This is a genomic window from uncultured Fibrobacter sp., from assembly GCF_900316465.1.
Classification (GTDB): domain Bacteria; phylum Fibrobacterota; class Fibrobacteria; order Fibrobacterales; family Fibrobacteraceae; genus Fibrobacter.
Genome location: NZ_ONDD01000008.1, coordinates 74,690 through 101,476, shown reverse-complemented (window position 1 = coordinate 101,476; position 26,787 = coordinate 74,690). Strand labels below are relative to the sequence as shown.

Annotated in this window: 25 protein-coding genes; 16 read left to right on the top strand and 9 right to left on the bottom strand. The window is 52.4% G+C overall.

Annotated elements, in window-relative coordinates; all coding sequences use genetic code 11:
• The first annotated feature begins 37 nt into the window (after positions 1-37).
• From QZN53_RS04840 to QZN53_RS04830, 3 genes are all read left to right on the top strand, one after another.
• The gene (locus QZN53_RS04840) at positions 38-571 is read left to right on the top strand and encodes a hypothetical protein (protein WP_163437764.1); all 534 of its coding nucleotides are present in this window, start codon (positions 38-40) and stop codon (positions 569-571) included.
• 128 nt (positions 572-699) lie between these two features.
• On the top strand, positions 700-2,262 hold the full coding sequence (locus QZN53_RS04835; RefSeq protein WP_163437763.1) for a family 43 glycosylhydrolase: 1,563 nt from the start codon (positions 700-702) through the stop codon (positions 2,260-2,262).
• Between the two features lie 71 nt (positions 2,263-2,333).
• On the top strand, positions 2,334-4,223 hold the full coding sequence (locus QZN53_RS04830) for a family 43 glycosylhydrolase (protein WP_294651915.1): 1,890 nt from the start codon (positions 2,334-2,336) through the stop codon (positions 4,221-4,223).
• Here the strand turns inward: QZN53_RS04830 and QZN53_RS04825 are convergent.
• Positions 4,220-5,188 carry a hypothetical protein gene (locus tag QZN53_RS04825; protein WP_163437762.1) on the bottom strand — a complete coding sequence of 323 codons (969 nt, stop codon included), beginning with the start codon at positions 5,186-5,188 and terminating at the stop codon, positions 4,220-4,222. The two genes, QZN53_RS04830 and QZN53_RS04825, sit on opposite strands and share 4 nt — an antisense overlap.
• A gap of 140 nt (positions 5,189-5,328) precedes the next feature.
• Between QZN53_RS04825 and thiS the strand changes: the two genes are divergently transcribed.
• The 3 genes from thiS (at position 5,329) to QZN53_RS04810 (ending at position 7,019) form a co-directional block, all read left to right on the top strand.
• The gene (gene thiS / locus QZN53_RS04820; RefSeq protein WP_294651913.1) at positions 5,329-5,523 is read left to right on the top strand and encodes a sulfur carrier protein ThiS; all 195 of its coding nucleotides are present in this window, start codon (positions 5,329-5,331) and stop codon (positions 5,521-5,523) included.
• Positions 5,523-6,176, top strand: a complete 654-nt coding sequence (thiF, locus tag QZN53_RS04815; RefSeq protein ID WP_205428121.1) for a thiamine biosynthesis protein ThiF — start codon at positions 5,523-5,525, stop codon at positions 6,174-6,176. The genes thiS and thiF overlap by 1 nt, the downstream gene beginning before the upstream one ends.
• Before the next feature lie 75 nt (positions 6,177-6,251).
• On the top strand, positions 6,252-7,019 hold the full coding sequence (locus tag QZN53_RS04810) for a thiazole synthase (RefSeq protein WP_163437761.1): 768 nt from the start codon (positions 6,252-6,254) through the stop codon (positions 7,017-7,019).
• Between the two features lie 215 nt (positions 7,020-7,234).
• Here QZN53_RS04810 and QZN53_RS04805 read toward each other — a convergent pair whose 3' ends face one another.
• Positions 7,235-9,493 carry a DUF748 domain-containing protein gene (locus QZN53_RS04805; protein WP_163437760.1) on the bottom strand — a complete coding sequence of 753 codons (2,259 nt, stop codon included), beginning with the start codon at positions 9,491-9,493 and terminating at the stop codon, positions 7,235-7,237.
• 81 nt (positions 9,494-9,574) lie between these two features.
• Here QZN53_RS04805 and QZN53_RS04800 point away from each other — a divergent pair, with 81 nt between their 5' ends.
• The 3 genes from QZN53_RS04800 to QZN53_RS04790 are packed head-to-tail and all read left to right on the top strand — an operon-like array spanning position 9,575 to position 11,589.
• Complete coding sequence (locus tag QZN53_RS04800; RefSeq protein ID WP_294651910.1) at positions 9,575-10,462, top strand: sugar phosphate nucleotidyltransferase; 888 nt, start codon at positions 9,575-9,577, stop codon at positions 10,460-10,462.
• Positions 10,463-10,465: 3 nt separating this feature from the next.
• Positions 10,466-11,236 (top strand): RNA methyltransferase, encoded by a 771-nt coding sequence (locus QZN53_RS04795; RefSeq protein ID WP_163437759.1) that lies wholly within the window; start codon positions 10,466-10,468, stop codon positions 11,234-11,236.
• 2 nt (positions 11,237-11,238) lie between these two features.
• A complete protein-coding gene (locus QZN53_RS04790; protein WP_163437758.1) occupies positions 11,239-11,589 on the top strand; it encodes a hypothetical protein in 351 nt (116 codons plus the stop codon).
• Here the strand turns inward: QZN53_RS04790 and QZN53_RS04785 are convergent.
• The gene (locus QZN53_RS04785) at positions 11,586-12,125 is read right to left on the bottom strand and encodes a GNAT family N-acetyltransferase (RefSeq protein WP_163437757.1); all 540 of its coding nucleotides are present in this window, start codon (positions 12,123-12,125) and stop codon (positions 11,586-11,588) included. The two genes, QZN53_RS04790 and QZN53_RS04785, sit on opposite strands and share 4 nt — an antisense overlap.
• A gap of 32 nt (positions 12,126-12,157) precedes the next feature.
• Here QZN53_RS04785 and QZN53_RS04780 point away from each other — a divergent pair, with 32 nt between their 5' ends.
• Positions 12,158-12,592, top strand: coding sequence for a dUTP diphosphatase (locus tag QZN53_RS04780; protein ID WP_163437756.1), 435 nt, complete (start codon positions 12,158-12,160; stop codon positions 12,590-12,592).
• A 43-nt stretch (positions 12,593-12,635) separates the two neighbouring features.
• A complete protein-coding gene (locus QZN53_RS04775; RefSeq protein WP_367269176.1) occupies positions 12,636-13,622 on the top strand; it encodes a diaminopimelate dehydrogenase in 987 nt (328 codons plus the stop codon).
• A gap of 69 nt (positions 13,623-13,691) precedes the next feature.
• Here the strand turns inward: QZN53_RS04775 and QZN53_RS04770 are convergent, their stop codons facing one another.
• From QZN53_RS04770 to QZN53_RS04750, 5 genes are read right to left on the bottom strand one after another with little or no spacing between them, the layout of a single operon-like run.
• A complete protein-coding gene (locus tag QZN53_RS04770; protein ID WP_163437754.1) occupies positions 13,692-14,315 on the bottom strand; it encodes an N-formylglutamate amidohydrolase in 624 nt (207 codons plus the stop codon).
• Positions 14,315-15,673: a tyrosine-protein phosphatase gene (locus QZN53_RS04765; RefSeq protein ID WP_163437753.1), complete on the bottom strand. Its 1,359-nt coding sequence runs from the start codon at positions 15,671-15,673 to the stop codon at positions 14,315-14,317. The genes QZN53_RS04770 and QZN53_RS04765 overlap by 1 nt, the downstream gene beginning before the upstream one ends.
• A gap of 19 nt (positions 15,674-15,692) precedes the next feature.
• Complete coding sequence (locus QZN53_RS04760; RefSeq protein WP_163437752.1) at positions 15,693-16,919, bottom strand: glutamate-cysteine ligase family protein; 1,227 nt, start codon at positions 16,917-16,919, stop codon at positions 15,693-15,695.
• Positions 16,919-18,424: a RimK family protein gene (locus QZN53_RS04755; RefSeq protein WP_163437751.1), complete on the bottom strand. Its 1,506-nt coding sequence runs from the start codon at positions 18,422-18,424 to the stop codon at positions 16,919-16,921. Before QZN53_RS04755 ends, QZN53_RS04760 begins: the two co-directional genes overlap by 1 nt.
• A gap of 60 nt (positions 18,425-18,484) precedes the next feature.
• Positions 18,485-19,273, bottom strand: coding sequence for a peptidase-C39 like family protein (locus tag QZN53_RS04750; RefSeq protein ID WP_294651904.1), 789 nt, complete (start codon positions 19,271-19,273; stop codon positions 18,485-18,487).
• Positions 19,274-19,373: 100 nt separating this feature from the next.
• Here QZN53_RS04750 and QZN53_RS04745 point away from each other — a divergent pair, with 100 nt between their 5' ends.
• Entirely contained in the window at positions 19,374-21,335 is a 1,962-nt protein-coding gene (locus QZN53_RS04745; RefSeq protein WP_163437750.1) for a hypothetical protein, read from the top strand.
• 103 nt (positions 21,336-21,438) lie between these two features.
• On the opposite strand, the gene dnaA is transcribed toward QZN53_RS04745, so the two are convergent.
• The gene (dnaA, locus tag QZN53_RS04740) at positions 21,439-22,815 is read right to left on the bottom strand and encodes a chromosomal replication initiator protein DnaA (RefSeq protein WP_294651901.1); all 1,377 of its coding nucleotides are present in this window, start codon (positions 22,813-22,815) and stop codon (positions 21,439-21,441) included.
• Positions 22,816-23,318: 503 nt separating this feature from the next.
• Here dnaA and QZN53_RS04735 point away from each other — a divergent pair.
• Genes QZN53_RS04735 through QZN53_RS04720 form a run of 4 tightly spaced genes read left to right on the top strand, consistent with a single transcriptional unit; the run spans position 23,319 to position 26,669 of the window.
• Positions 23,319-23,645 (top strand): hypothetical protein, encoded by a 327-nt coding sequence (locus tag QZN53_RS04735; protein ID WP_163437749.1) that lies wholly within the window; start codon positions 23,319-23,321, stop codon positions 23,643-23,645.
• 38 nt (positions 23,646-23,683) lie between these two features.
• Complete coding sequence (locus QZN53_RS04730; protein WP_163437748.1) at positions 23,684-24,793, top strand: squalene/phytoene synthase family protein; 1,110 nt, start codon at positions 23,684-23,686, stop codon at positions 24,791-24,793.
• Positions 24,793-25,395 carry a signal peptidase II gene (gene lspA / locus QZN53_RS04725; RefSeq protein WP_294651898.1) on the top strand — a complete coding sequence of 201 codons (603 nt, stop codon included), beginning with the start codon at positions 24,793-24,795 and terminating at the stop codon, positions 25,393-25,395. Before QZN53_RS04730 ends, lspA begins: the two co-directional genes overlap by 1 nt.
• Positions 25,395-26,669 (top strand): RluA family pseudouridine synthase, encoded by a 1,275-nt coding sequence (locus QZN53_RS04720; protein ID WP_163437747.1) that lies wholly within the window; start codon positions 25,395-25,397, stop codon positions 26,667-26,669. Before lspA ends, QZN53_RS04720 begins: the two co-directional genes overlap by 1 nt.
• Positions 26,670-26,787: the final 118 nt, after the last annotated feature.

Genomic DNA, 26,787 nt, shown 5'->3' with positions numbered 1-26,787 from the left:
TAAGAACGGCAAAGTGACCGGAGTGAAGCCCGGCACGGTGACGATCACTGTGAAGAGCGAGGACGGCGGCAAGAGCGCGAGCTGCAAGGTCAAGGTGCTGAGGCGCAAGCAGTACAAGCTGAAGGCCGGAGCGAAGTATACCTTCAACAGCAGGCTGGGTCGCGAGCACAGCATGGACGTGATGTATCAGAACAGCGAGAAGAACACGAACGTGAGCCTCTACAAGACCACGTCAAATAGGAATGCCCAGATCTTCACAGCCGAGCAGAGAGTCGTGAACGGAAAGACGTGCTGGGCGCTGATCCGTACGAACAAGTACGTCACAAAGCGCGCGGTGACAGAGCTGAACGGCAAGAACATCGTGTTTGCGGCCTCGTCTGGGGAAATTGTATGCAATCAGGCCCCGTGCGGCGACCCGATTTCCAGTTCCAGCGTCGCAACATCGAGTTCCTCGGGCACAACCGCGATCGCCCCGCGTGCAATTCGCCACGATTCTCAAGCCCGCAAGGCATATCGTGACCTGAAGGGGCGCTCCTTCGACAAACAGATTCCGTATCGGGTGATGTTTTAGTTACGTGTCATCCTGAGCAAGGCGCTTGCGCCGAAGCCTCTTTGATCACTTAGTGCTTCAGCGCTTATGTGAGCATGATCCCCCTTGCGGGGAGAAGGATCTCTTTGGTTTAGGATTGGTATGAGTATATGAAAAAATTGGGTGTCATTTCTTCAATCGCGTTGCTTGCGGCTGCGGCTTGTTTTGCGGCGAATCCGCTCACGACTGATTTCTATTCGGCGGATGCGGCGGCGCTTGTGTATCACGACAGCCTGTTCATTTTCGCAGGGCACGACGAGCAGGGTCCGCAGGGCAATAACAACAAGGCGTTCGTGATGAACGACTGGCACGTGATGGTGACCGACGACATGGAAAACTATCACGACTACGGCGCGGTGCTAAGCGTCAAGACTTTCAAGTGGGCGAACGCGAGCGCATTTGCGGGGCATTGTGAATACCGTAACGGCAAGTTCTACTGGTACGTGGCGGTGCACCATGCGACTATCAAGCAGGACGAAGGCTTTGCGATTGGCGTTGCGGTGGCGGACCATCCGTCGGGACCGTGGACGGACGCGCTCGGGCATGCGCTAGTGACCGACAACACGCAGAATGACGTGGCGCTGAATATTGACCCCGCGATTTTCTACGACGGCGATGATATCTGGATGTATTGGGGCTCGTGGAATGCGGGCCGCCGCGTGAAACTCAAGGAGAATATGCTCGAACTCGCGAGCACTCCCGAAGATATCAAGATCAAGGACTTTTTCGAGGCCCCGTGGATGCACAAGTACCGCGGCAACTACTACTTCAGTTACGCCTCGGGTTACCCCTCCACGACGAACTACTCGATGGCTCCGAGTTTGAATGGTCCCTGGACGCAGAAGGGTGTCGTCAACGACAAACTTGACAATTCCGAGACGAATCACCAGGCGATCTTCAAGTATCTCGGGCACTGGTATTTTATGTATCACGGCGCGAACTCTCCGGGCGGCTGGACTTACCGCCGTTCCGTGAATATCGACTACCTGTATTATGACGAAAATGCGAATATCCAGAAAATCAAGCGCACCTCGACAGGTGTAGACAAGGTGAACAATGCCCCGCTAGTCGAAGGGGGCTACCGCTTGACGGTAACGCATAGCAACATGGTGCTCGAAGATGAAAACGGCATCGTGGTGCAGCGCCCGGCGGACGAGTCTTCCGAGGCGCAGCTCTGGGTGATTGCGAAGGGCGATTCCGCACGCCATTACACGCTCAAGAATTTTGCGACCGGCCGCTATTACTGCCCGCCCAAGGCTTTGCTCGATACGGTTAAGACTTCGGAGACTGCATGCGATATCCGCATCGAGAATGCGTCTGTGAACAAGGGCTATTACGTTTATGGCGATTACGATAGCGATTTTGTGGGCGACGTGCTGAACATCTCGAAGGAAACGGGCATGCCTGTGATTACGTGGGTCCGCACCGGAACGGATAACCAGAAATTCCAATTTAAGGCCGCCCAGTTGCCGGAACCTGTCGTAGATTCTTCGAGTTCGGAGGTTGAGTCAAGTTCTTCGGAAACTGCGCCGGGCTCAAGTTCTTCGGGTACGACCGCGATTGGCTCGCGCGCTGTCCGTCCTGACAATACGATGCTGCCCGCCCGCAAGGCCTACCGCGACCTCAAGGGCCGTCGCTTCGATAAGCAAATCCCGTACCGGGTGATGTTCTAAGGTTGACGTAAAGTTCTTTTTGGGCTAAAAGAAAGTATATTTAAATTGGTTGTGTGGGAAAGCGAGGCGTTATGAAAAGAGTCAACGTGGTTTTTGCACTTTCTGCACTGATGGCGGGGCAGGCTTTTGCGGCCAATTGGTATGCGAAGGAGACTCGCTGGGCGGGGCATGACCCAGACATTATCCGTTACGAGGACGGCTATGCGCTTGCCACGACGGACAATCACATGCTGATGCAGTTTTCCGAGGATGCGCTGAACTGGAAGAACGGCGAGCCCGCCATGCCGGAATTTTCGAAGTGGCTTTACAAGTACGCGCCGAACATGATTGACATCTGGGCGCCGGACATTCATTACATTGGCGGGGAATACCGCATGTACTATTGCGGTTCCGAGATGGGCATCCGCTCGTCGGGCATGGGCTTCATGGCGAGCAAGGAAATCGACCCGACAAAGCCCGGCTACGGCTGGACAGACCAGGGCGAGGTGATTCACACGGTCAAGAGCGATGCTTACAACGCGATTGACGCGGCAGTGCTGAAGGACAACGATGGCAAGGTCTGGATGGCGTTCGGTTCGTGGGGCACGGGCATCCACATTCTGGAACTGAACGAAGAAACAGGCAAGGTGAAAGACGGTGCGAAGATGATCAACATCGCGAACCGCGGCGGTTCGGGCATCGAGGGCGCAAGCCTCATCGAGCACGACGGCTACTACTACCTGTTTACGGCGTGGGATAACTGCTGCAAGAAGGGTGCCGACCTCGAGAACAATTCTTACAAGACGACTGTGGGGCGCTCCAACCGCATTGACGGCGGGTACGTGGACCGCAGCGGCAAGGCGCTCTTGAATGGCGGCGGCACGATTCTGTTGAGCCGTTACGGGCGCTACTACGGGCCTGCGGGCGGCGAAGCGTTCCAGGATGTGAACCGCCAGCGTTTCGTGAACCATTACTACGACAAGAACGACGGCGGAAATTCCTACATACAAGTTCGCGACATCGTCTATACCGATGACGGCTGGCCGGAACTGGGGCAGCCGTTCCTCGGGCGTTACCTGAGTGCGGAGGCGGAACACGGAGCCTTGACGCACGTGGATATTTCGAGCAGTTCCGATGCATCGAACGGCGAGTTCTGCGCCTACATCAACTACGAAGACAGCAAGATTCGCTTGCCGATGATTATCCCCCAGGCGGGCGACTACCTGATCCGCTACCGCTATGACAACAACTGGACCGAAGACGGTGCAAACGGTAGTTCGCACTATGTGAGCGTCAACGGCAAAAATCAGGAAGTGGAACTGCCGCTAACAGGTGCGTGGAGCGCGTTCCCTGAAAAGTCGGTGGTGTATATTCCCGCGAAACTCAAGCGCGGCTCGAATTTTATCGAGATTACGAAGGGCAAGCATTATGCGGAACTCGACCGTCTCGACTTCTTGCGCATTATTCGCGATACGATTCCGGCGAACGGCTTTGACAACGGCATCCGCGTGCGTTTGACGGATAAGGACGAATTTGCCATCAAGGACGGCGGCTATGCGATTTTCGAGAACGTGATTACGGATTCCATTGCGGGCCCGGGCGTGCTTGTGCAGGTGAAGAACGGAGCTGGCGGTACACTCTCGCTCCGCACTGAGAGCAAAAAAGGCGATGTGATTTCCAAGTGCGAGTTGCCCTCGGCGGGCGATGAGAGCAAGTGGATTGACGTGCGCTGCTCCAATATGCCAGAACTCAAGGGAGTGCAGGACTTCTACCTGACGGCGGATGGCCTCGGCGGCGAAACGCTTCTCGGGAACATCAAGTTCGACGAGGGCGTGAAGGACACGACGACTGCAATTCGCCGTATTGGCGGTCGCGACGAGCGGACCCTCCGTGCGGGCGACATGCGCGGCCAGAATAAAAAATACCGCGACCTTAAGGGGCGGCGGTATGATAAGCAGATTCCGTACAGGGTGATGTTCTAGACTTTAGCCCAGTCCTTGTACTTAATCCAGATGTGCAGCCAGATTCGGGCGACGGAATCGATTGCGTCGCTGAAGATCATGGTGCTGTACATCTCGAAATATTTGCCCCATTCAGTATCTGTTTCGAATTCCTTCATGGATTTCGTGTTTTCGAAATCTTCGGGAATCAAGAAGTACGAGAACAGGTAGGAATACTGCGAAACGACGCTCATGTAGTCCCACACGTTATTGTTCTTGCCGCCCCAGCCGTGCATGTACTTGCGGGTGGCAATTTCTTTTTCCACGTTCGTGGTGAATGGTGATGCTGTCAGCGGCAGCGGGTATCCATCCGGGTCGTAGAAGAATCGGTTGTTGTCCTTGTCGATCTTGTAGGCTTTGCTGATCGCATCTTCCCATTTCTTTTCGATGCCGCCGTGAATGCCCTTGCCGTCGGAATAGGGGCGACAGTCGCAATGCAGGGGCATGTGGCAGTCGGCAATGTAGTGGCTCAAAATGAAGAATCGCATGGCAATATGGTTGCCCGATGTGGCGATGGGGCAACCCTTTTCTTCGCGGTTGAGCATCTTGAAGTTGTCGATGATGCTGTGCGAAACCGCTTCGCAGCGGTCAGCGCAGTTGCCGCCTTCGATGTTGTAGGGTTTGCCCTTGAGCGGCGATTCCTTGGACATCTTGGTGTAAATACTATGGGTCGAGGGCAAACTGCCAAAGGTGTTGTAGGTGCCGTCTTCGGCGGGGCGGTATTTGACGATGTGGCTGGTGGCCATGTCCTTGAAAACGTCGTCGGGGTACCAGGCTCCCTTAATCACGAAGTCGCGGTAGTTCTTGAACCATTTGACCAAAGCCTTGGCCTCGGTGCGTACTTTGTCACTGACTCCGCTAATGACTTTTTCGTCGGTTGTGGTGGCGATAACTTCCAAACGCTTGATGGCCATAAAGGCAATCCATGCATGAGAATATTTTTTCACGCTTGTGTCTCCTTGTTTGCCTGCAAATATAAGTTTTAATTGCAAATGTATGACAGAATATGTTGTATAAATTACAAAACAAATATATTGCCTACAAACGAGGCATGATGATGGATTGTTGTTTTTTTATATTTGTTCACATGTTAACGATTAATGGACAGAGCGTCGATGCAGCCGGAAAAACGGTAGCCGAGTACCTGGCAGAAGCCGGGTTCAATACCGTGCGCATCGCTGTGGAACGGAACGAGGAAATTGTTCCGAAGGCGAAGTATGCCGAAACGGTGCTGGCCGACGGCGACGTCGTCGAGGTCGTGAACTTTGTAGGCGGCGGGTGATGACTGCTGATCTTTCGCAGATGCGCGAACCTTCTCGCGAAGAGATGCACGCTGCGCTTGAAAAGCGGCAGGGTGCAGAAGCAGTGCGCAAGTTGCAGGCGGCCACGGTTGCGGTTTGCGGCTTGGGCGGCCTGGGCTCGAATATTGCGATTTCTCTGGCACGAGCCGGTGTCGGCAAACTCATTCTGATTGATTTTGACAGTGTCGATGTCACGAATTTGCATCGCCAGCAGTACAAGGCGTGTCAGGTAGGCAGGCCGAAGCCCGAGGCGCTGCTTGCGAACTTGAAAGAGATTGCGCCCTATACGGAATATGAGGCTCATTTCGAAAAAGTGATCGCCGAGAATGCGAAGGCGTTGCTTTGCAAGGCCGACGTGATTTGCGAGGCCTTTGACAATGCCGAGGCGAAGGCGATGCTTGTGAACACGGTGCTTGAAAATATGCCCGAAAAGTTCCTGGTTGCGGCTTCTGGCATGGCGGGCTACGACAGCGGAAATTCGATTACGACTCGCAAGGTGACCAAGCGCTTTTTTGTTTGCGGTGACGGCCAAAGCGATGTGAATGATGGAATCGGGCTTATTGCGCCCCGCGTGATGCTTTGCGCCGCTCACCAGGCCTTGATTGCTATACGTTTAATTCTTGGGTTAGAATAGCCTAAATATTCTCTCGTCTTTCGTCTCTCGTCTCTCGTCTAATGCTATATTTAGCCCTGCAAAAAAGAAGGCTTTATGGACGACAAACTCGTTATCGGTGGTCACGAATTCAATTCCCGCTTTATCTTAGGTTCCGGCAAATACTCCCTCAAGCTGATTGAGGCTGCGGTGCGCGATGCTGGCGCAGAGATTGTCACTCTCGCCGTGCGCCGTGCGAATACCAAGGATCACGAAAACATTCTGGATTACATTCCGAAGGGCGTGACGTTGTTGCCGAATACGTCCGGCGCACGCAACGCCGAAGAGGCGGTGCGCATCGCGCGTCTTTCCCGCGAACTCGGCTGCGGTGATTTCGTCAAAATCGAAATCATGCGCGACACCAAATACCTTTTGCCCGACAACTACGAAACCATCAAGGCGACGGAAACCTTGGCGAAAGAAGGTTTCGTCGTGATGCCGTATATGTACCCGGATCTGAACGTGGCGCGCGACCTCGCTAACGCGGGTGCCGCAGCCGTGATGCCGCTGGCGTCTCCGATCGGGTCTAACAAGGGTCTTTCGACACGCGAATTCATTCAGATTCTCATCGATGAAATCGACCTCCCGATTATCGTGGATGCAGGCATCGGTAAACCGTCTGAAGCTTGCGCTGCCATGGAAATGGGGGCTGCTGCGATTATGGCGAATACCGCTCTCGCAACCGCCGGCAACTTGCCCATGATGGCCCAGAGCTTCAAGCTTGCAATCGAAGCGGGCCGTAAGGCGTACCTCGCTGGCCTTGGTCGTGTGCTGACCCGCGGTGCCTCTGCTTCTGACCCGCTCACGGGTTTCTTGAGAGATTAAAATCGGGGTTTTAGGGGCAGAGCCCTTAGGCGAAGGGGTAACGAAAAAAAGAGCGCTTAAAAGCGCTCTTTTTGTAGTGAGGGGAAGACTTGCCCCTTTACAGACCGCTCGGCTCTATCGCACAATCAAGAATGTGATATCGCCTCGCTCTCGCCGCCACGGCACGCTTACGCAGTGCCGTTTGACGGCTCACGGCAGACCGCTCGGCTTACAGCCTACTGCACATCAATCTGCACTTTGTACATAGCCTTCTTCTGCGTGAGTGAACCGCGCGGGGCTGTAGTCACGGTGACGTTTTTCTTGGTCACGCCGGGTTGCTGCTGTAAGGTCTTGAGCAGTTCCTGGTTGCGGGCATCGGCCATGGCGAGGATTTCCTTTTCCATGGTCTTGCGGTCTAGTTCCTTGGCGTGGGCTTCTGCGTAGGCGGCGTAGGCGCTATCCTTGTCTTCGATGGCGACAATGGCCTTTTCGTCGAGTTCGTTGAGCGTCGTCTTGTTCTGCGTTGCCTTGTAGAAGTCGGTCTTCAGCTTGTGCGTTTTGTAGGCTTCAACGGTCTTTTTCATGTTGAAGTTCTGCACAAAGTTCATCTTGAGTTTCTTGTCCTTGGCGAGCGCTTCGACCATCTTCTGGGCCTTGGCGAACTGTTCGCTGGTAAAGGAACTTGCGAGCGGGTCAATGTAGATTTCGTCGTTCTTGCCGAGGTCAATGCCCACAACGCCTGCGCCCGTGGCGGCCACGTTACCCACGACCTTGAGCGGGGAGAGAGCCACCTTGATGAGCAAGTTCATCACGGTCTGCCATACGATCTTCAGGTAAGAGAATTCCGGGTCCTTCACGTTGCCCTTCACAGGAACGTCGAACTGAATCTTGTCATCCTTGTCTTTGAGAATGTAGAGGCCGACCTTCATCGGGACCATGTATTCCGGGTCGGTGGTTCCGTCCTTGTCGGCGACGTCGATGTTGTAGATGTCGATGGTATTCTTACTTTCGATGTTCCAATCGTTCATCTTGTTTTCGCTGGCAAATGCCATGGTGCCCGAGCTGATGGGGTAGCCGGTGTAGTGGTGGCTATACGGCGAGAAGTGCTTGAGCGCAAGGTTTTTGACGCTAATGTAGGCGTCCATGGTACTAATGTCAGAGAGAGCGCCTTTGTACTTGAGCGTGAGTGCGCCGCCTTCGGGGAAGGCTGCAGAAACGTTGATGGTGCAGGGCGTGTTGAAATTGATGTTCGAACCGTTGACGGTGATGTTGCTGACTTTATAGTTGAATGTCTGCTTGGGCGTGTGGTCGGATGCAGAAACGTTGGTGTTGACCACTTGCAGCTTGTTGATCACGGCCTTGAGCGGCTTGGACTTTTCGGCAGCCTTGGCTTCTTCCTTGGCCGTCGTGTCGACCGGAGCGGCCTTTGCGGGCTTGTTCAGCGGTTCGAGCAAAATGTCGATGTTGGTCTTGCCGTTCTTTAAGAGGTCGAGGTGTGCGTAGGCTCCGTCCACAATCACGGAATCCACGCGGAAATCCATTTCGTTCACGTTAGCTTTGGCAATGCCGACGCCGACGTGTGCAACGCCAATGGTCTTGCCGCTGGTTTCAGTGAGCTTGATGTCGTCTACAGAGACGGTGCCGCTCACGTTCGAAGAAAGAACGTTGTTCACGTTACCCGCGACGTTCAGGTTCACGCCGAGGGAGCCTTCGAAATCCTTGTAGTTGATAAAATCCTTGAGGTAGGGCTTGGCAACGGCGAGGGCGAGCTTGTTGAGCGTAACGTTCACGCCGAAGTCCTGGGTCTTCATGTTGAACTGGACCTTGACGCCGAGGTCGCCACCGTTTGCGAACTTGAGGTTCACGCCGATGTCGGTGTTCTTGTTGCTGAAGTAAACGGCGGGGATTGCAACGGAGAAGTCCTGGATGTGGATCTTGGAGCCCACCTTGAGGTCTTCGTAAATGATGTTGCCTTTTTCAAGAGTGATGTTTTCGATTGCCACGCTGAATCCGCCCAAGGCTTCGGTGGGGTCGAGGTCCAGGGCCTGAGCAGAGTCCGCTGCGGTGGTATCGACCTTGGGTTCTTCCTTTGCAGTGGTGTCGGCTGTCGAGTCGGCGGCAAACTTGTTGAGAATGTCGCTGAAGTTGAACAGGTCGCCTCTCTGTGCTACGCGGGTGTAGAGACCTTTCAGGTAGATTTCGCTCACACTGATTTCTTTAGCGATGAGTCGCGTGGGGTTCACGTTGATGCGGAACTTTTCGAATGCCACGAAGGGGGTGGTTCCGTCGGGTTCAAAGATGGCGAAGTCGTCGACGGTGACGGTAAACGTAAACGGGCTGAATTCCACGTTTTCGATTTTCATCTTTCGGCCGATGAGTTCTTCGGAGTGATCGACTACGTAGTTCTTGGCGATGCCGGGAGCGATTTTGAGGGCGGCGATGACGAGCACGATCAGGGCCGCAAGAACGATAAGGGCAATATAACGTTTCTTCATGGTGCCCTAAAAATAGAATTCTTACTTTGCAGAAGTGTGTTAATTTTTTTTAGAACGCCTTTTTCTATCTTTATACATATAATGGAAAAATTCCCCGTGAATAACGATTCCCTGAATGTTTTGATTCTAGCGGCGGGCCTTGGAACCCGTCTTCGCCCGCTTACAAATGACGTGCCGAAGCCCCTTGTTCCCGTGGTTGACGCCTCGATTCTGGACTTGCAGGCCCGTAAGGCGCGTGCTATCGGAAATGTTCGTTTGCATGCAAATGCCCATTACCTGGCCGACCAGGTGGTTGCAGCGGGTGGAACTTTAGGTTTCGAAAAAGTCTGGGTGGAACTGCCCGATATCCTTGGGACGGCTGGTCCGCTCAAGCGCATTTATAACGAGGGCTATCGTGGTGGCCTCTTGATTATGAATGGTGATGCCTATTGCAATTTTGACTTGAAGGCATTTGTAGAAAATGCGCAGGTGTTGGCTGCTCAGCCAAATGGCCCGCAGGTGGCTTTGCTCGCGGTCGATTTTCCGAAGGTGAATACGTTCCGCGTGGGTGCGGACGGTCGCTTGGCCGGTGTGGTCGGGCGCTTTGGCAGCGAAGAAGGTTTGCCTGCAACATTTTCGGGCGTTTCTTGGTATAGCGACGAGGCTCTTTCTCGAATCCGCGACGGGGAATTCGATATCCGCGAATTCTGGAAGCAGGAATTGGCGGCGGGTCGCGCTCCGTTCGTGGACATGACGCAGCTGCATGCGACTTGGATTGATATGGGCTCGCCCGAAGGCTTGATGTCGGCGGTGGAAGCTCGTTTGAAGGAGCTTGGCCGCGACGTGAACGAAGCAGTCATTGAAGATGGCGTTCAAGTGCCCGCAGGCGTGACCATCAAGCATTCCGTAATTTATAATGGTGCCGAAATTCAGCCCGGCGAAACAATTGAAAATGAAATCCGCGGTAAGGGATTTATTTGGAAGGTTTAAATTATGCGCAAGTTTAGAGTTGTCCTAGTCGAACCGGAACATCCGCACAATGTGGGCTTTGTGGCCCGCGCCATGCACTGCTATGCCCTCGATGAACTTTATATTGTTTATCCGAGACGCGACAAGGTCATCGAAAATTCTTACCACACGGCTCCGAACAGTCACGAAGTCTTGGACAAGGCAACCATTGTGCACAAGTTTGAAGATGCCATTGGCGCTTGCGCTTGCGCGGTTGCGTTTAGCCGTCGTATTTACGGTTCAGCCATTAAGCACACGATGATGCCTGGGCTTTCGGAATTGCTGCCTGAAAACGGAACGATTGCGCTGGTGTTTGGCCGCGAATCTTGCGGGCTTGAGACCGAAGAAGTGAATGCTTGCACTTACCAGTGCGAAATTCCGGTGCCGGGACTCATGAGCTTGAACTTGGCGCAGGCCGTTACGGTGGGCCTTTATGAACTTTGCCGCAGCGGTGCGCTTGCCAACGGCGAAGGCCGCGCAAAGCGTGGTAGCAAGGGTGCCTGCGAAACGGCTCCGGCGACCATTGATCAGATTGATAGTTTCAAGAAATTCCTGGACCGCTATCTGACTGGCCAGTATCACGACCAGTCTTGGCGCGACAACTTCCTCAATACGCTCTTGCAGCGCCTGCACCCGACCCGCAACGAACTTTCGGCGTTGTTTGGCCTCATCCGCAATCTCGCAAAAAAGCCTGCCCGCTTGGAACAAGCCGCCGACAAGGCCGCTAAGGCTGCGGCAGAATCTGCTGAAAAATAAGCATGGAAGTCGAATTCAACATCGCAGGGCGAATTTTGACCAAGGATGGTACGCGAATCATATCGCTTGCCGAAATTCTTGCGTCGCCCTTGGTGGTGAATGGGGCTACGTGCGCCGCTGACCTTTCCGAAGATTCTCTCGCCGCCTACTGCAAGGCGGTTTCGGCGCAGAACGCCTGCATAGTCTACCTGTGGAAGGACCGCGAAGAATACGGTAACGCGAACGTATTCAACGGCGGCTCCGATTACGAAGTCGTGAACGAAGTGTGCTTTTTATGCGTTTACGACTGCGGAAAAGAAATGGTCCGTGAAACCACGAACCATTGGAACGAAAAAATTGACGCCGTAATTTAGCGACTTTCATATTCTTCTTTTGTAATGCAACTGACATGCCCCGTGCGGTGCTCGCTCATCAAGGGGAGATAAAGGTCCTTGGTGGTCCATTGGTATTTGAATCCACATTTTTCCTGCACTCGGCGAGATTTTTCATTTCCATCGTAGTATCCGCACCAGACTTTTCGCATGCCAAGATCTTGGAAGGCGTGCCGTATTAATTCTTTTGCCGCTTCGGGAATGAGCCCTTGCCCCCAAAAGGGTTTGCCGATCCAATAGCCTAGTTCGCATTCGTCATCGCGCTCGGTCAAATCGGTGTTGCCGTTGAGCTTCAGTTCGATTGCTCCGATGGCCTTGTTATCTTGTTTTAAACAGACGGCGTAAGCTTCGGCTCCGCAAAAAACGTACCGAATGACGCCAAGACTTTCTTGAACATTTTTGTGAACGGGCCAACCCGCAATAGGGCCCACATCAGGGTCGCTGGCGTATTTGTAAAGATCTTCGGCGTCGCTATCTTGCCAACGGCGAAGAATCAATCGTTCTGTTTCTAGGGACATATTCCAAATATAGACTTTTATATATTTGCACCATGACCACGAAGACGATTAAAATTCAGTACCTCGACGATTCTATTCCGAAACTCACTTACATCGGCGGCAAATCCGACTGGATTGATCTTGCCGCGGCAGAAACCGTGACGCTCAAGGCAGGCGAGTTTAAACTCATTCACCTGGGGGTCGCGATGAAGTTGCCCGAGGGTTACGAGGCGCATATCGCCCCGCGCAGCTCCACGTTCAAGAACTTCGGCATCTTGCAGGCGAATTCCGTGGGCGTGGTGGATTCAAGCTACTGCGGCGCGAATGACTGGTGGAAAATGCCAGTTTACGCTACCCGCGACGTGACCATCGAGAAGGGGAGCCGCATCGCTCAGTTCCGCATCATGGAGCAGCAGCCCACGCTTACCTTCGAGGAAGACTCTCTTGACGGCGCTGACCGCGGCGGCTTCGGCAGCACGGGAATCTGATTTTCCTATATTTTCACTCGCAAAAATTTTTAACAAGGACCTTATTATGGCAAAGATCGCTATTCTCGGTTACGGTAACCTCGGTCGCGGCGTGGAATGCGCTGTGAAGCAGGCTCCCGATATGGAACTCGTCGCTGTTTTCACTCGTCGTGACCCCTCTACGGTCAAGATTCAGACGGCTGGTGTTCCGGTTTTGAACGTTTCTGAAATGGAAGCCTGGAAGGACAAGGTGGACGTGCTCATCATTTGCGGTGGCTCTGCTACGGACCTGCCGGTGCTCACCCCGAAGTACGCTTCTATGTTCAACGTGATCGACTCCTTCGACACGCACGCCAAGATTCCGCAGCACTTCGCTGCCGTTGACGCTGCTGCCAAGGGCGCAAACAAGATCGCCATGATCTCTGTCGGTTGGGACCCGGGTATGTTCAGCCTGAACCGCGTGTACGCTCAGTCCATTCTTCCGGAAGGCAAGGACTACACGTTCTGGGGCAAGGGTGTTTCTCAGGGCCACAGCGACGCTGTCCGCCGTATCAAGGGCGTGAAGAACGCCAAGCAGTACACCTGCCCGGTGGAATCTGCTCTCGAAGCCGTGCGTAGCGGTTCCATGCCGGAACTCACGACTCGCCAGAAGCACACTCGTCTCGTTTACGTGGTTGCCGAAGAAGGTGCTGACAAGGCCTACATCGAAAACGCCATCAAGACGATGCCGAACTACTTCGATGAATACGACACTACCGTCAACTTCATCAGCGAAGAAGAATTCAACAAGAACCACAGCGGCCTCGCTCACGGTGGTTTCGTGATTCGTACCGGCAAGACCGGCATGAACAAGGAACACACTCACGTGATCGAATACAGCCTCAAGCTCGATTCTAACCCGGAATTCACGACGAGCGTTCTCGTGGCTTACGCCCGTGCCGCTCTCCGTATGAAGGCTAACGGCCAGACCGGTTGCAAGACCGTTCTCGATGTGCCGCCTGCATACCTCAGCACTCTGAGCGACGAAGAACTCCGCGCTCACTGCCTGTAATATGGTGACCCCGGAACAGTGTCCGGGGTGACAAAAGAAAATTGCCTCGGGTTAATCCCGAGGCTTTTTCTATAAAAAGAATTTCTGGTTGATTTCTATTTCTATACCCACGTATCGCGGGCCGAATTTCTTGCGGAGCGTGGTGGTAAGCCCGTCGGAAGTTCCCTTGTACGGGTAGTTGAAGCGGACTTTCATGGCGGGGTAGAGTCGCTTGATTTCTTCCTTGATGACGTTCGCGTAGGCGCGTTCTTGCGGGCGACTCGGGTCGTAGAGAATTCCGATGTCAGTGTTGCGGACTTTGCCGTTCAATTCGGGCGTAAAACTGTGGATGCCGAGGTGAATGATTTCTTTCTTGGCATTTGCTTTCACGAATTTTTCAATGACGGTGCGGTATTCGTTCCAATAGGTGGTGGCTTGCGCTTTTACTTTTGAGGCTGTCGCTTTGTCGAGCTGTTCGTAGTATTCGCTGAACGCGCTCTTGTTGGTGATGGTGCGGTTCAAGTCTACAAACAGGCGCGAATACTTTCCTTCGCAATAGAATTCCGGCTTTGCAAATTTTACCAGCTTGCGGAACACATGAACGGCTCCGATGTCGTAGGCGCGGTGCGTCTTTAATACATCTGCCGGAACAGCTTTTTTGAAGGCGGCGGGCAATCGATTGCTTGCGTGCTCGCAAGTAAGCATGAGTTTCATTATTTCAACCTGTCCTTCAAAGCAGCGATTTCTTCTTGAGTCATTCCCAGTTTTTCCAGGAATTTCTCTGTGGCTGAAGCCCAGTCTGCATTACTGGTGTCGGGAACCTCGATTCCTGCGGCATGGTATACGGACTTTAGATTCCTTAGGACAACGGCCTTGAAGAATCCCACTTGTTCTTCGCTCAAGGCAATCTGCTTGCCTTCGCGAACGGTGAAGTAGTTGCTAAAGGTCTTCGCATAGTCGGCTTGAATTTCTTCGGACGTTGCGCCCATCAGAGCTTCCAGAACGGCGATTGTGAAACCGGTGCGGTCCATGCCATAGGTGCAGTGAACCAGATACGGGCCTTCGTGCTCGATCATGTAGCGATATCCGATGACAAGTCGTTCCTGGAATGATTTAGAATAGAAATCTACGTTCAACGCCAAAAAGGCAATGTTTTGTGTCGAATAGTAGGTGGCTTCGTATCCCTTGTAAGAGGTGCCGGAGTTTTCTGAATCGGCCAAGTTGATAAACGTGGCGACTCCTGCTTCTTGTGCGAGGGAGTCGGCGTAGTAGTTTCGGCCGAGGCCATGGTCAATAGGGCTTGAGGAACGGTAGAGCTTGTTTTTCCCGATGCCTGTGGTGCGGACTTCCCTGAAGTTTGCGTATTCTTCGATTGAAAGTTCCGGATAACTTTCGGGGTAGGTGTCCATGTAATGGGCATTGCGCATGATGTCAAGACCCAATAAGTGACCACCTTTTTCTTTCATGGATACGATAACTTCTACGGGAGAGTTCTCAACACTTATTCCAAGGATTTCTGCCAGTTTCCCGTTGTGCACCGACATGTACATATAGTCGTTGCCATTTATTGCCGAAAGTACGAACTGTGCGATAGGAACATCACTGGTGGATGCTGCTACCGCCATTTCGAGGGTGTCGTAGCCGACGAATGCTACCATTACCATATCGCCAATTTCAAACCGGGTCAAGAACGAATCGGCCGGATAGTTGAGATACAATTCGCTAGATGTAATCTCTTTGTCGCCGAGTATAAAATGAAGACCTAAGCTATCTTCGGTAACTGCGTAGTGTGGGGTAGTGTCAACGGTTGCTGTTTCTTTAGGCGCAGTGGTGTTGGGAACGACTGTTTCGGTTTCCTCGACAGCCGTAGTATCCGGCTGTGTAGTTGTATCAGGAACTACAGGTTCTTCGACTGCGGACGTGTCGGGAGCTTTGGGCTCTTCAACCGCGGTTGTATCGGATTTTGTTGGTTCGCCGATTTCAATTACGGCAGACGATGTCGAATCACCACAGGCAATAAAGACCTGAGTGCAGAAAAAGAGCCCTGCAAAAATTGACCAAATTTTATTCATTAGGAATAAATATATTCTTTTAAATTCCGTAGAGTCTATTTTCGGCCAAGCATTTTGCCAATTTCCCGTATTCGTATACAAAGTCGTCGCGGTCGGGGTCTGCGCCGACGGCTTTCACGAGGGCGCTTGAGAGGGTTCCGCGTTTGAACATTTCGGCAAGCAAGGCCTGCGAATGGCTACTGATTTTGGCTTTGATGCGGTCCGTGATTTTCTGGATGAGTTCGCCGGCGGTGATTTCGCTGGCATCTACGTTCCAAATTTTCAAGAAATCGCGGTCTGTAATCACGGTCTTTTCGGCAGATTTTGTCGTCGCAAGCAGAATCTTGGCTAGGGCGTCGGTGTCAAGGGCACGAATTTCTTTTTCGCTTGCGAAAACGCCTTCTGCAAGGCCTTTAAGTACGGCGACTTCCCATTCAGCAATCGCGATGTCGGCATCAGGGCATTCCTGGATGTCAACCAGGCGGATTTCTACGGCCCCGCGGTCAAAGCGGGCGATAGCACCGCGGCTGTTCAAGAAGAAATGGTTCAGCAAATGTTCCGGATCGTAAGGCGCAATGTCTGCCTTCACGCGGTTGAAAATCTGCTCTTCGTAATCCTTGTAAGTGAATACCGCTTCGGGAATCACCTTGCCGGTAATGCTCGGGATTTTCTCCTGGTTGTGGCGGTAAGTCTCGATTCGTCCATCCAAGAATCCGCAGTACTTACTGTCCAAAAACGGGCTAGAGGCTGCTACGGCAGGAATCAGCGGCAGCAATGCGCGAATGGCGGCGTGCAACTTTCCGAATTCCTCGTCACCGTTAAAGGAAAGGTTGATGTGGGTGGATTGCAGATTCGCCCAACCATGGCCTTTGCAATTAAAGATGCGGTCGTAAGCCTGGTAAATGTCCAAGCAATCGTAGGGCCAAAGCTGCATTACGGCGGGATCCATAAAGGGGTGGGCTGCCGTCGGCAAAAGCATGGCGTTAATGCTCTTGAGCGATTCGTTCGCCTTCAAGATTTCGTGATGGAACGTCTTGCCCAAATGCTTCAAGCTATCAACTGGCTCTGCGCACTTGAATTCCAGTACATGGCTCACCAGTTCGTTGGAAAGTCCGATGGGCCCATGTTCTACGTCCGAAAGCTGTTCGCCATTCTTGTCTTTTCCAAGTGGTACATCAGCGCGGGGGAGTACATCAAGAGTATCACGATCCACGATCATGTACTCCATCTCAATTCCGTAACGTTGCCAAAGTTTGTAGTTGGACATTAGAACCATTCCCTTTCGTGCTGTTGCAATTTGTGTTGTGCGGCGTTCATGCGGTCTTCGATGCGGTGGCGCAGCGATCTCATGATAGCGAGGTAAACTTTGCTCTTGCCCACGCCATCTTCAATACCCGCGTCAATACTCGGGTTGTCGTTCACCTCGATAACAATCGGGTGACCATGCCATTCCTTCAAATCTACACCGTAAAGTCCGTTACCGATTAAGCTGCAAATGCGGAGTGCAGTCTTCACGATTCCGTGCGGCACCATTTCAATCGGCACGCTTTCGCACTTGCCCGAAAATTCTTCGCTCTGCTTGTCGTTGCTTTCCCAGTTGTAAATCTGCCAGTGACCTTTTGCCATGTGGTATTTGCAGGCGTAGAGCGGCTTGCCATCGAGTACGCCTACACGCCAGTCGAATTCCGTCGGTGTAAATTCCTGTGCAATTAAAAGGTCGCTGTGCTGGAACATCTCGTCGAGAATCTGTTCCAGTTCTTCTTTGTTGGTCGCCTTCTTCACACCCATGGAGAAACTCGAATCCGGCGACTTGATCACCATCGGGAATCCGATTTCTTTCGCGAGCGTGTGACGATTTTCGGCATGCGCGATAATCGTCTTCGGCGAATGAATCTTGGCGGCCTGCATCAGTTCCTGCAGGTATACCTTGTTGGAACAGCGCAGAATGCTGTCCGGGTCGTCAATCACTGCAATGCCCTGCGATTGTGCGCGACGAGCGAAACTGTAAGTGTAGTGGTTCACGTTTGTGGTTTCGCGAATAAAGATGGCGTCAAATTCGCCTACGCGCGGGTAGTCCTTCTTGGTGATCATTTCCACGCGGAATCCCGTTTCTTCGGCGGCCTTGATAAAGTTCTGAATCGCCTGCGCATTGCTCGGCGGTTCTACTTCGTCGGGGTTCGTAAGAATACCCAAGTCGTACAGGTAGTCTTCTTCTTTACTGGTGGCGTAGCGAGTCTTTTCAAAATATTCCTGCGCAAATTTATCGACGAATTCCATGTGCGATTCGGGAATTTCATCCACGCAAATGGGGCGAATACTCTGGATAAACCACTTCTGCTTGAACACGAATTTCGCACGCAGCAGCGGTGCTTGGAACAAACGGTAAAGTTCCTGCGAAAGCTCCAGGTATTGCGGGCTCACGTTCTGACCGAAGTAAATCGAAAGCACGAATTCCGTGCCGGTAAGCTTGTGCAGACTCTTTTGAATCAGGTTGTCGATTTCGTCGGAGATGTGCTTGATGACTGCCGGAGCCTTGAAGTCGCGCATGTTCTTGACGCCCGGAATCACCTTGTGTCCGCGAGCCTCGGCCAGCAGCGACACGTAGTAGCCTTTGCTCTGATAGTTGTAATCGCGGCAAAGGTTGAATACGCGCAGGTTGCGTTCGTTGGTGTACTTGCTCGAAATCAGGTAGTCCTGTGCCGAAATGATATCGATGCCAGGAACGTGCAATTTCCAGTGCTTGGGATTGTTTACAACGATTAATTTTTTCATGTTTTTTCAAATTGTCATTCCCGGCGCCTGTCCTCGCTTGACGGGGATGACCGGGAATCTTTATTTCTTATTCTCAATAACAAGCACGTTGCCGTCGTAGGTCATGACGCCGAGCAAGATGCTGTGGAGCAGGCGGAACTTGTCCACCTTGTAGTAAGGAGTCTTGTGGAGGGGGTTGGTGCCGTCGGGGTCGGCGACCATGAACTGATTCTTGTCGTCGATGCCGTAAACTACGACGAAGTGCCCCATGGGCTCGCCGTGAATGTCGTCGAAGACGGAGTGGTCGTCTTTATCGGTGAATTCACGCATGCTGCGGTACAGGTAGGTGGCCGAAAGTCCGCAAAGAACGGGCACGCCCTTTTTGAAGTACTTTTCGAACATGGCGGCGCGAAGGTCAGCGAATGCGACGGTTCCGCCCAAATCAATAAAGCGGATGTAGGCTTCGATTGCCTTGCGGAGCTTGGGGGCGTGCTTTGCCTTGTGCAAGAGTTCCAGCTTAGCCTTGAGTTCTGGCATGGAAAGCTCGCTCCAGGTGGGATCCAATAGCGTCAGGTTGTACGAATGAATGGTCGCCTTGAATCCGCGCTTTAAGGCGTCAATGCCAAGGAAAACGCCGAGGGTTCCGCCATCTTCAAGAAATTCAATTTCAGAAATCAGTTGTTTTAGGGAAATCTTGTAGCCGAGGTGGTTGTAGACCGCCTGTAGGCTAGTCGGCCCGCATGTAACGTCGTCGGGCTGCTGTAGAATCTTGATGTCCATCGTTGTGCCTTTTTTAAAGCTCGCCGGTTGTCCGGTGCTCGTCTGGCGGCTGTCGGAAGGTTTTTCCGGGTCGTCGATGGCGTTCCTCAAAGATACCAAAAAATGTAAAAATGGGCAAGAGGCTCTAAAAGACGCTTGTAAACTAAAATTACAAGACAAATTTCGTTTATATATATAGATTTGCCCTTGTATGAAATCGATTTCTTGGAAGATTGCCTCGGTAATTGCCTTGACGGTATGTTTTGCTTTTGCCGATGATTTTGAAGATGCTCTTGCCTCGGTGGATTCTACGGAAGCGGCGAATATGCCGGGCATGTACGATATCAACCATTTTGAATACATGGACTGCTGGATCGAGTCGGCGGCAAACATTGTCCCGCGCGAACGTAACCGTATCGGAGCCATTCGTGACGAGGCTACGGTGTGCGGTTGCTACACGGTCCGTGAAAAGGGTGGTTTCGGTTGGCGTGCAAACGACGAGGGTAAGAAGATCGTGAAGGTCTGGGACATTCCCAAGCCGCGTCTGCTTACCTGCCCCAAGGGTATGACCTGTTCGCAGGAACTCTATATATCGCAGTGCGTCGACCACATCAAGGAATCGGTCCCCATGCTTGCAGATTTTGCCAAGGGCAAACCGCTCGAAGGCGCTATCGCACTCAACTTCGAGGACAAGTCCAAGACGCCGTTCGGCGAATACCTGGAAGCCCGCAAGGCCCGCGCCGATTCCATCAACTGCTTTATCAACGTGCATAACAGACCGGATGCCGGTCTTGAAAGCGATATGCGCAACCCGTTCCTGTTCCACCTTTCTGGCATGCCCCGCAAGCTCATTCCGAGCGCCGTGGGTCGCTTCACCGATTACAGTGACGTGCGCTGTCTCGACAAGGGCGAATTGACGGGTTTTGCCGCCAACGGTTATATTGAAAACCTTCGCCACGTAGACGCCAATGGCCTTATGTACGGCGAAGAAATCGGTTACATGAACGATCCGACTTACCCCAAGAAGCAGGGGCCTGAATGGGGTGGTATCCTTTGGAAGTCCCATTACAAGATGGGCATGCGCGAAGGCGTTTCTACCTTCTACCGCTCCAGCGTCATGGATCAGAAGATTCATGGTACGGTCGACAGTTCTTACTACTTCAAGTTCCTGGAAGTGCCTTATACCCAGGGCTATGTGAACGGTACGGCCAAGATGTATTCTTACAAGGGATTCCTGATGGCCGAAATCCCGTACAAGCGCAACGCCTTGCACGGCCGTATGACGGTGTTCAACCCGTTCAAGAAAAAGCCGGTGGCTTTGACGTTCAATGCGAATAGCCTTGAAGGCTTTGTCGACTTCGGTGAATTCGGTGGTGTGTTCCACAAGGGTCTTCCGAACGGCATGGTTACCTTCTGGACGGTCAAGGACACTTGCTACCAGTGGATGCCCGACGAAGAAGTTTGCTACTCTGAACGCATTACCAAAAAGCAGTGGGGTGCCTACAAGATGGGCCAGTTCCAGGGCACTATGGAATGCGCCGACGGTACCAAGGGCGGCAAGGATTTGATCTGCCCCGAACTCGATTCCGCTGCCGTCAAGAAACTCGCCATCAATGCTGAAATTGCTCTCAAGGAAAAGGAACGCGCAAAGGCCGAAGCCTTGATGAAGGATGCCGAAGAAGATCTTGCCAAGCAGAAAGAAGCTGACTCTCTGAAGGCTGCTGAAGCGGCCGCAGCAGCTGCTCCTGCAGCAGAACAGCCGGCACCTGAACAGCAGGCTGCTGCCGCTCCTGCACCGGCTCCCGCTGCTGAACCTGCTCCTGCACCCGCAGCAGCCCCTGCTAAGCCGGAACAGTCCGAAGAAGAAATGGCTGCCGCCATTCAGAAGGGCAAGAAGGCTCTTGCCGCAAAGAAGACAGCCAAGAAGAAGCCTGAACCCGAACCGGCTCCTGCTGCCGCTCCGGAAGAACCGCACGAACCGACTGCACTTGAAAAGGCTGAAAAGGCCAAGCTCGAAGCCCAGAAGGCTTTGCAAGAAGCTGAGAAGGCCCTTGCCGAAGCAAAGAAGGCCGAACGCGAGGCAATCTTGGCTGAACAGAAGGCTTTGAAGGCTGAACGCCAGGCCAAGAAGGCTGAAAAGGCTCGCCAGAAGAAGAAAGGCAAAAAGAAGTAACGCCTTCTCGAACCATTAAAATCAAAACCCCTGAACTATGTTCAGGGGCTTTTTTAATTGCTGTCGCGAACTGATCGCGGTCGCAAAATGAATCGCGAAAAATTTAGTCGTGAATCGAGTTCTTCAGGCTTTCGATGAGTCGTGCAAAGCTCGGGTCAGTTTCCATTTCCTTCTTGATGCTCTTGATGGCGTGAACCACGGTGGAGTGGTCCTTGCCGCCAAAGCGGGAACCGATGCTCTGCAAACTGATGGGGGAGCATTCGCGCATCAGGTACATGGCGACCTGACGGGCCTTCGAAATTTCCTTGGTGCCACGACCCGATTCGGTGAGCTTGGCTTCGGGCACTTCGTAGTGCTTCGAAACAGTGTGGAGCACGGCGTCGAGGCTTACGCGGCGGCGGAGCGTCGGCGCAATTTCGGCGACCACCTTCTGGGCAATGCTCATGTCGATGTCGTGGTGCATCAGGCTCGACTGCAAGGTGAGCTTGATGATAGCGCTTTCGAGGCAGCGCACGTTGCTTGCGATGTTTTCGGCAAGGTAGTGCAGAACGTCGTCGCTGATTTCCAGGTGGCGTTCTTCGGCCTTCTTGTGTAAAATGGCTTCGCGGGTTTCTACGTCAGGCGGCTGGATGTCGACCGTGAGACCCCAAGCGAAACGGCTGACCAAGCGGTCAGACAAGTTCTTGACTTCGGCAGCCGGTGCATCAGAGGTCAGTACAATCTGCTTGCCGGCCTGGTGCAGGGCGTTAAAGATCAAGAAGAATTCGTTCTGGGTTTCGTACTTGCCGGTCCAGTTCTGGATGTCGTCAATCAGCAAGATATCGACTTCGTTGCGGTAGAAGTCGGACATTTCGGTGATGCGCTGTTCGCGCAGGCACTTCATGTACTGCTGCGAAAAATCTTCAGAGGTCAGGTAGCACACGCGCTTGGTCGGGTCTTCTTCGAGAATGTAGTTACCGATAGCCTGCAAAAGGTGAGTCTTGCCAAGGCCCGAAGAACCGTAAATAAAGAGCGGGTTGTACTGCGTACCATCGGGGTTGCGAGCGACTGCAAGGGCTGCATTGAAGGCGAGCTGGGCCTTGTCGCCCGGCACAAAGTTTTCAAAGCGGAAAGAGCCCGAAAGCGGAATGCTTGGCTTTAAAAAATCGCGGAAGCTGTTGTTGCCTGCAGGGGCTGCCTGCGTCACAGCTTCTTGCTGTTGGAATTCAAATTCAATTGCAGATTCGTCGTGCGTGACTTCGCGCCAGGCGAGGCGGATGAGTTCCTTGTAAGCAGAATAGACGGCGGTATCCAGTCCGGGCGGAACGGTAACGACGGCATGACCAGTAGTAAGGCTTGTGAGCTTGGTCTGCGCAAAATATGTCTTATAAACCGTGTCTGAAAGCATCCCACGGAGGTAGTTCAAACATCTTTCCCATTCGGCTTGCATTTCTTCCTCTTCCACTAAAGGCGAACAAAAATCTATCAACAGGTAGGCCATATAATCTAGAAAAATGCGTCGGGGTGTTGATAAGTTTCGCTTCACTTAGGGGCAAAAAAATGATTTTCGAGCTTGGACCGCAACCCTAAGTCGTTGATTGTAAACAAGATAGAACAAATAATTTACTTAAAGTCCTTGATTTACATATAAATTAACCTTTTGCGGCGAAGGCGGTTCTTTAAGGCTTCTTTTTCCTGAATTTGCCTCTATTTTTCTACATTTACGCCTGTATGCAGACGTTTGATTATATGCAGATTCTTGATACTGTGACTACACAGCTTTTGGAAACGATGGACTTTTGGTTTTGGGTTCCGCTCGTATTTTGGTTCTGGTTGTATAGGTGGTTTTATCGCTCATCATACCCGCTCTACTTCAAAAAATTGGCAAATAAAAGGGTAAAATGGGCTTATGTTCCTAAGTGGAAGTTTTATTGGAAGCCGTTGGACACCTTTTTTACGCTGATTTTTTCGATTGCCTCGGCCATGCCTGCAATTTGGGCCGTGATGAAGTGGCTGCCAATTTACCCCTGGTTCTACGGATTTGCCGTTACACCCTTGTTTGTTCTGTTTGGTCTGTTGCTTCGTCGTATTGCACGCGGCAAGACGGCTAAACTTTATCAGGCTGCCTACTTCTTGGAATATCGCAAGGCTTGTTACGAATGCGATATCAAGAGTGCTCTCAGGAATGAGTCCGATATTCAGAATCGTACTTTCTGGAGCTTTACCAAGAAGCTTAAGAATGCCGAAGCTCACGGACGTCTGTGGAAGTACGTGAATGCTATGGCAAAGAGCAAGAAGATTCCTCGCGACATTTACGCGGAGATCAGCTAGTTTTTCGGCAAAGTCAAAGGATGTGTTGAGGGTTTTGAATGTCAAATATTCTTGATTCAATCGGAGTCGGTGAAAACGTCTTGGACGGTCGCGCCGCATGGAAGTATGCCGAAGAAATCCTTCTGCAGGTTTCTAGAACGTTTGCGCTCAATATCAACGTTCTTAAGGGAAAGCTTCACAAGAGTATTTTGCTTGCCTACCTTTACCTGCGCATTGCAGACACGGTCGAAGACGATCCCGACATGAAGGCTTCTGAAAAAGAAGTCATTTTGGGAAAGTTTGCCGAAATCTTCAAGACGGCGGAACTCTCTGATGAATTGATTGCGGCCTTTGAACAGTCGCTGCCCGAAAGTTGGCGCAAGTCCGAACACCCGTACATGAATCTTTGCCTGCACACCCATGTGGTGGTGCCCCTGTTGCGCGAAATGCCCGAAACCTATGCGGCTCCCGTGCGTGCGGTAACGATTGAAATGTGTCATGGCATGGCGAAGTTTGCGCTTAGGCAAGAGGCAGCGCTCAGTTCTGGCTGGTTTACGCTCGAAAGTGTGGCCGACCTCGATGAATACTGCTACTATGTGGCTGGCATTGTCGGCAAGCTTTTGACGAATCTCTTTGTGGCCGATACTTGCCTCATCGGCGAAACCCGCAAGGCCGAAATGCAGAAGCTCGACGTGAGCTTTGGGCTTGCGCTTCAGGTGGCAAACATCGTGAAGGACTGTGTCGAAGATTCCGGCCGCAGGGTCTGTTTTGTTCCTGAAGAAATTTGCCGCAAGCATGGCTTCGCGCATTCCTATGAAATGTTCGAGGCTCCGGCAGATGCTAGTGCCCGCGCAGACTTTGACAAGCGTCGCGCCGCAGTGATGGGCGAGCTTGTGCAAAAGGCTTGGGGCCACTTGGATGACGCCATTGCCTACACCAAGCTCATTCCGAACGTCAAGATGCGTACAAGGCTGTTCTGCCTGTGGCCGCTCTTTATGGCCGCCGAAAACATGAAGTTGATTGGCAATGGCTCTAGCCTTTTTGCCTCCGAAAAGAAGGTGAAGATTACTCGCGACACCGTCAAGCGAATCATTAAGCAGACGACGTTGCATTTCTATTCGGATTCTTGGATCGAGAATTCTTACAATAAGTTGAAACAGGAAAGATAATGAAGTTTTATAATAAATGGCCGTTTCACCTGGGCTTGATTGTTTTTAGCATTGTGGCTGACCAGCTGACAAAGCTGTGGGCTCTCGTTCGCTTTACGAACGAAACGGGCGCTCCGAACCACGATACGATCAATATCATCGGTGAATTGGTTCGTTTTCAGTTGGTGTTCAACAAGGGTGCCGCTTTCAGTAGCCGTCCGCAAGACTTGATGCCCTTCTTGCCGCCTTGGCTGTTCTTTTTGATGATTTCGATTGTCGCGACGATTGTGCTTTTGTGGTTCTACAAGTCCATCGACAAGCGCGATTGGATGAGTCGCCTTGGCGTGGTGATGATTCTCGGTGGTGCCGTGGGCAACTTTATCGACCGCATGCGTTTGCAGATGGTGGTGGATTTTATCGATTGCGACTTCCCGGACTTTATCATGACCCGTTTCCCGACATTCAATGTTGCGGATTCCTTTGTCACTGTCGGCGTTGCCATTGTGATTCTTTCTCCCGTGATTTTGCGTGAACTGCACAAGCAGATCAAAGAAGAAAAAGAAAAGAAGAATGCCGTAGATGAAACACCGAAACCCGAGAACGAAAAAGGTGCGGAAGAATAATGAACTATATCGTTGAAGAAAAACATTCGGGCGAACGCATCGACAAGTTCCTTGTGGGTGTCATGGAAAACGTGTCCCGCACGGACGTCCAGAAGTTGATTGCTGCCGGTGAAGTCAAGGTTGGCGGGGTAGTCTCGCCCAAGAATTTCCGTGTCGAAACGGGCATGGTCGTGGTGGTCGACAAGATTCCCGAAAAAGAAGCAAGTACGCTTGAACCCGAAAATATTCCGCTCGACATCGTTTATGAAGACGACGATATCGTGGTCTTGAACAAGCCGCGCAATCTGGTGGTGCACCCGGGTAACGGCGTGCAGAACGGCACGCTTGCCGCAGGCCTTCTGTATCACTTTAAAGAAAATTTGTCTGCAGTGAACGGCCCGTTACGCCCGGGCATTGTCCATCGACTGGACAAGGATACACCAGGGCTTATGGTGGTGGCGAAGAACGACGCTGCCCACAGGCATTTGGCTCACCAGCTGGAGACCCGCACGCTGCACCGCACCTATAATGCCCTGGTGTGGGGGCATCCCCGCGACTTGGAAGGTACAATCGATGCCCCCATCGGACGTAACCCCAAGAATCGCTTGAAGATGGCGGTCGTAAGCGATGGCAAACCCTCCCGCACGCATTTTGTGGCCAAGAAGTTCTTTGCGTTTGCAACGCTTCTGGAATTGCAGCTTGAATCGGGCCGTACGCACCAGATTCGCGTGCATAGCCGCTACATGGGTCACCCGGTCGTGGGCGATCCGCTGTACGATGGCCGTGATGGCTGCTTGAACCGCGTGACTCCTTTGATGAAGGACATTGCGGCAAAGGTCTTGGAAATTGCTCCGGCTCAGCTCCTGCAGGCCGTGAAAATTGAACTGATTCACCCGACCACGGGCAAAAAGATGAAGTTCAAGGTCCCGCTTGAAAAGCCTTTCGAACAAGTTCTTAAACTCCTCAAAAAAGAATGCCCGGCAGACGCGCCCGTATTCGACGAAGACGAAGGTTTCCGCGATTTCGACCCCGAAATGCGTTATTTCGAAGAAGAGGAAGAAATCGACGATGGCGAACCGCTGGCTCTCTTCCCTGAAGAAGTTGCACCTTACAAAGAACGTAAAACTCGTGCCCAGCGCTTTGCCGAGCGCGCCGCTAATGCCGCTAACCGCAAGGCTAAGGCTGCGGAACGCAAGCGTATCAAGCAAGAAAAGGCTGCGCGCAAGCGTGGCATTGCTCCCGAAGACTTCGTTCAGCCGGGTTACGAACCGACAATCGACCCGGACCTGCTTTAAATGAATGCGACCAAAGAAGTATGCGAACTCCAAAAGGGTAAGTAAGTCTTTGGTCGCCCTTCGCTTTGACGGTAGGCTATATGCCTACCGCCTCCGCTCGGCATACATCAATCTTTAA

Bases quoted from the DNA above. Each gene is read 5' to 3' on its own strand.
- thiS (WP_294651913.1), top strand. From the start codon at position 5,329: ATGTTAACGATTAATGGACAGAGCGTCGATGCAGCCGGAAAAACGGTA.
- QZN53_RS04790 (WP_163437758.1), top strand. From the start codon at position 11,239: ATGGAAGTCGAATTCAACATCGCAGGGCGAATTTTGACCAAGGATGGT.
- QZN53_RS04720 (WP_163437747.1), top strand. From the start codon at position 25,395: ATGAACTATATCGTTGAAGAAAAACATTCGGGCGAACGCATCGACAAG.
- QZN53_RS04835 (WP_163437763.1), top strand. From the start codon at position 700: ATGAAAAAATTGGGTGTCATTTCTTCAATCGCGTTGCTTGCGGCTGCG.
- thiF (WP_205428121.1), top strand. From the start codon at position 5,523: ATGACTGCTGATCTTTCGCAGATGCGCGAACCTTCTCGCGAAGAGATG.
- QZN53_RS04830 (WP_294651915.1), top strand. From the start codon at position 2,334: ATGAAAAGAGTCAACGTGGTTTTTGCACTTTCTGCACTGATGGCGGGG.
- QZN53_RS04730 (WP_163437748.1), top strand. From the start codon at position 23,684: ATGTCAAATATTCTTGATTCAATCGGAGTCGGTGAAAACGTCTTGGAC.
- QZN53_RS04770 (WP_163437754.1), bottom strand. From the start codon at position 14,315: ATGAAACTCATGCTTACTTGCGAGCACGCAAGCAATCGATTGCCCGCC.
- QZN53_RS04805 (WP_163437760.1), bottom strand. From the start codon at position 9,493: ATGAAGAAACGTTATATTGCCCTTATCGTTCTTGCGGCCCTGATCGTG.
- QZN53_RS04810 (WP_163437761.1), top strand. From the start codon at position 6,252: ATGGACGACAAACTCGTTATCGGTGGTCACGAATTCAATTCCCGCTTT.
- dnaA (WP_294651901.1), bottom strand. From the start codon at position 22,815: ATGGCCTACCTGTTGATAGATTTTTGTTCGCCTTTAGTGGAAGAGGAA.
- QZN53_RS04780 (WP_163437756.1), top strand. From the start codon at position 12,158: ATGACCACGAAGACGATTAAAATTCAGTACCTCGACGATTCTATTCCG.
- QZN53_RS04785 (WP_163437757.1), bottom strand. From the start codon at position 12,125: ATGTCCCTAGAAACAGAACGATTGATTCTTCGCCGTTGGCAAGATAGC.
- QZN53_RS04735 (WP_163437749.1), top strand. From the start codon at position 23,319: ATGAAGTGGCTGCCAATTTACCCCTGGTTCTACGGATTTGCCGTTACA.
- QZN53_RS04755 (WP_163437751.1), bottom strand. From the start codon at position 18,424: ATGAAAAAATTAATCGTTGTAAACAATCCCAAGCACTGGAAATTGCAC.
- QZN53_RS04795 (WP_163437759.1), top strand. From the start codon at position 10,466: ATGCGCAAGTTTAGAGTTGTCCTAGTCGAACCGGAACATCCGCACAAT.
- QZN53_RS04760 (WP_163437752.1), bottom strand. From the start codon at position 16,919: ATGTCCAACTACAAACTTTGGCAACGTTACGGAATTGAGATGGAGTAC.
- QZN53_RS04800 (WP_294651910.1), top strand. From the start codon at position 9,575: ATGGAAAAATTCCCCGTGAATAACGATTCCCTGAATGTTTTGATTCTA.
- QZN53_RS04765 (WP_163437753.1), bottom strand. From the start codon at position 15,673: ATGAATAAAATTTGGTCAATTTTTGCAGGGCTCTTTTTCTGCACTCAG.
- QZN53_RS04745 (WP_163437750.1), top strand. From the start codon at position 19,374: ATGAAATCGATTTCTTGGAAGATTGCCTCGGTAATTGCCTTGACGGTA.
- lspA (WP_294651898.1), top strand. From the start codon at position 24,793: ATGAAGTTTTATAATAAATGGCCGTTTCACCTGGGCTTGATTGTTTTT.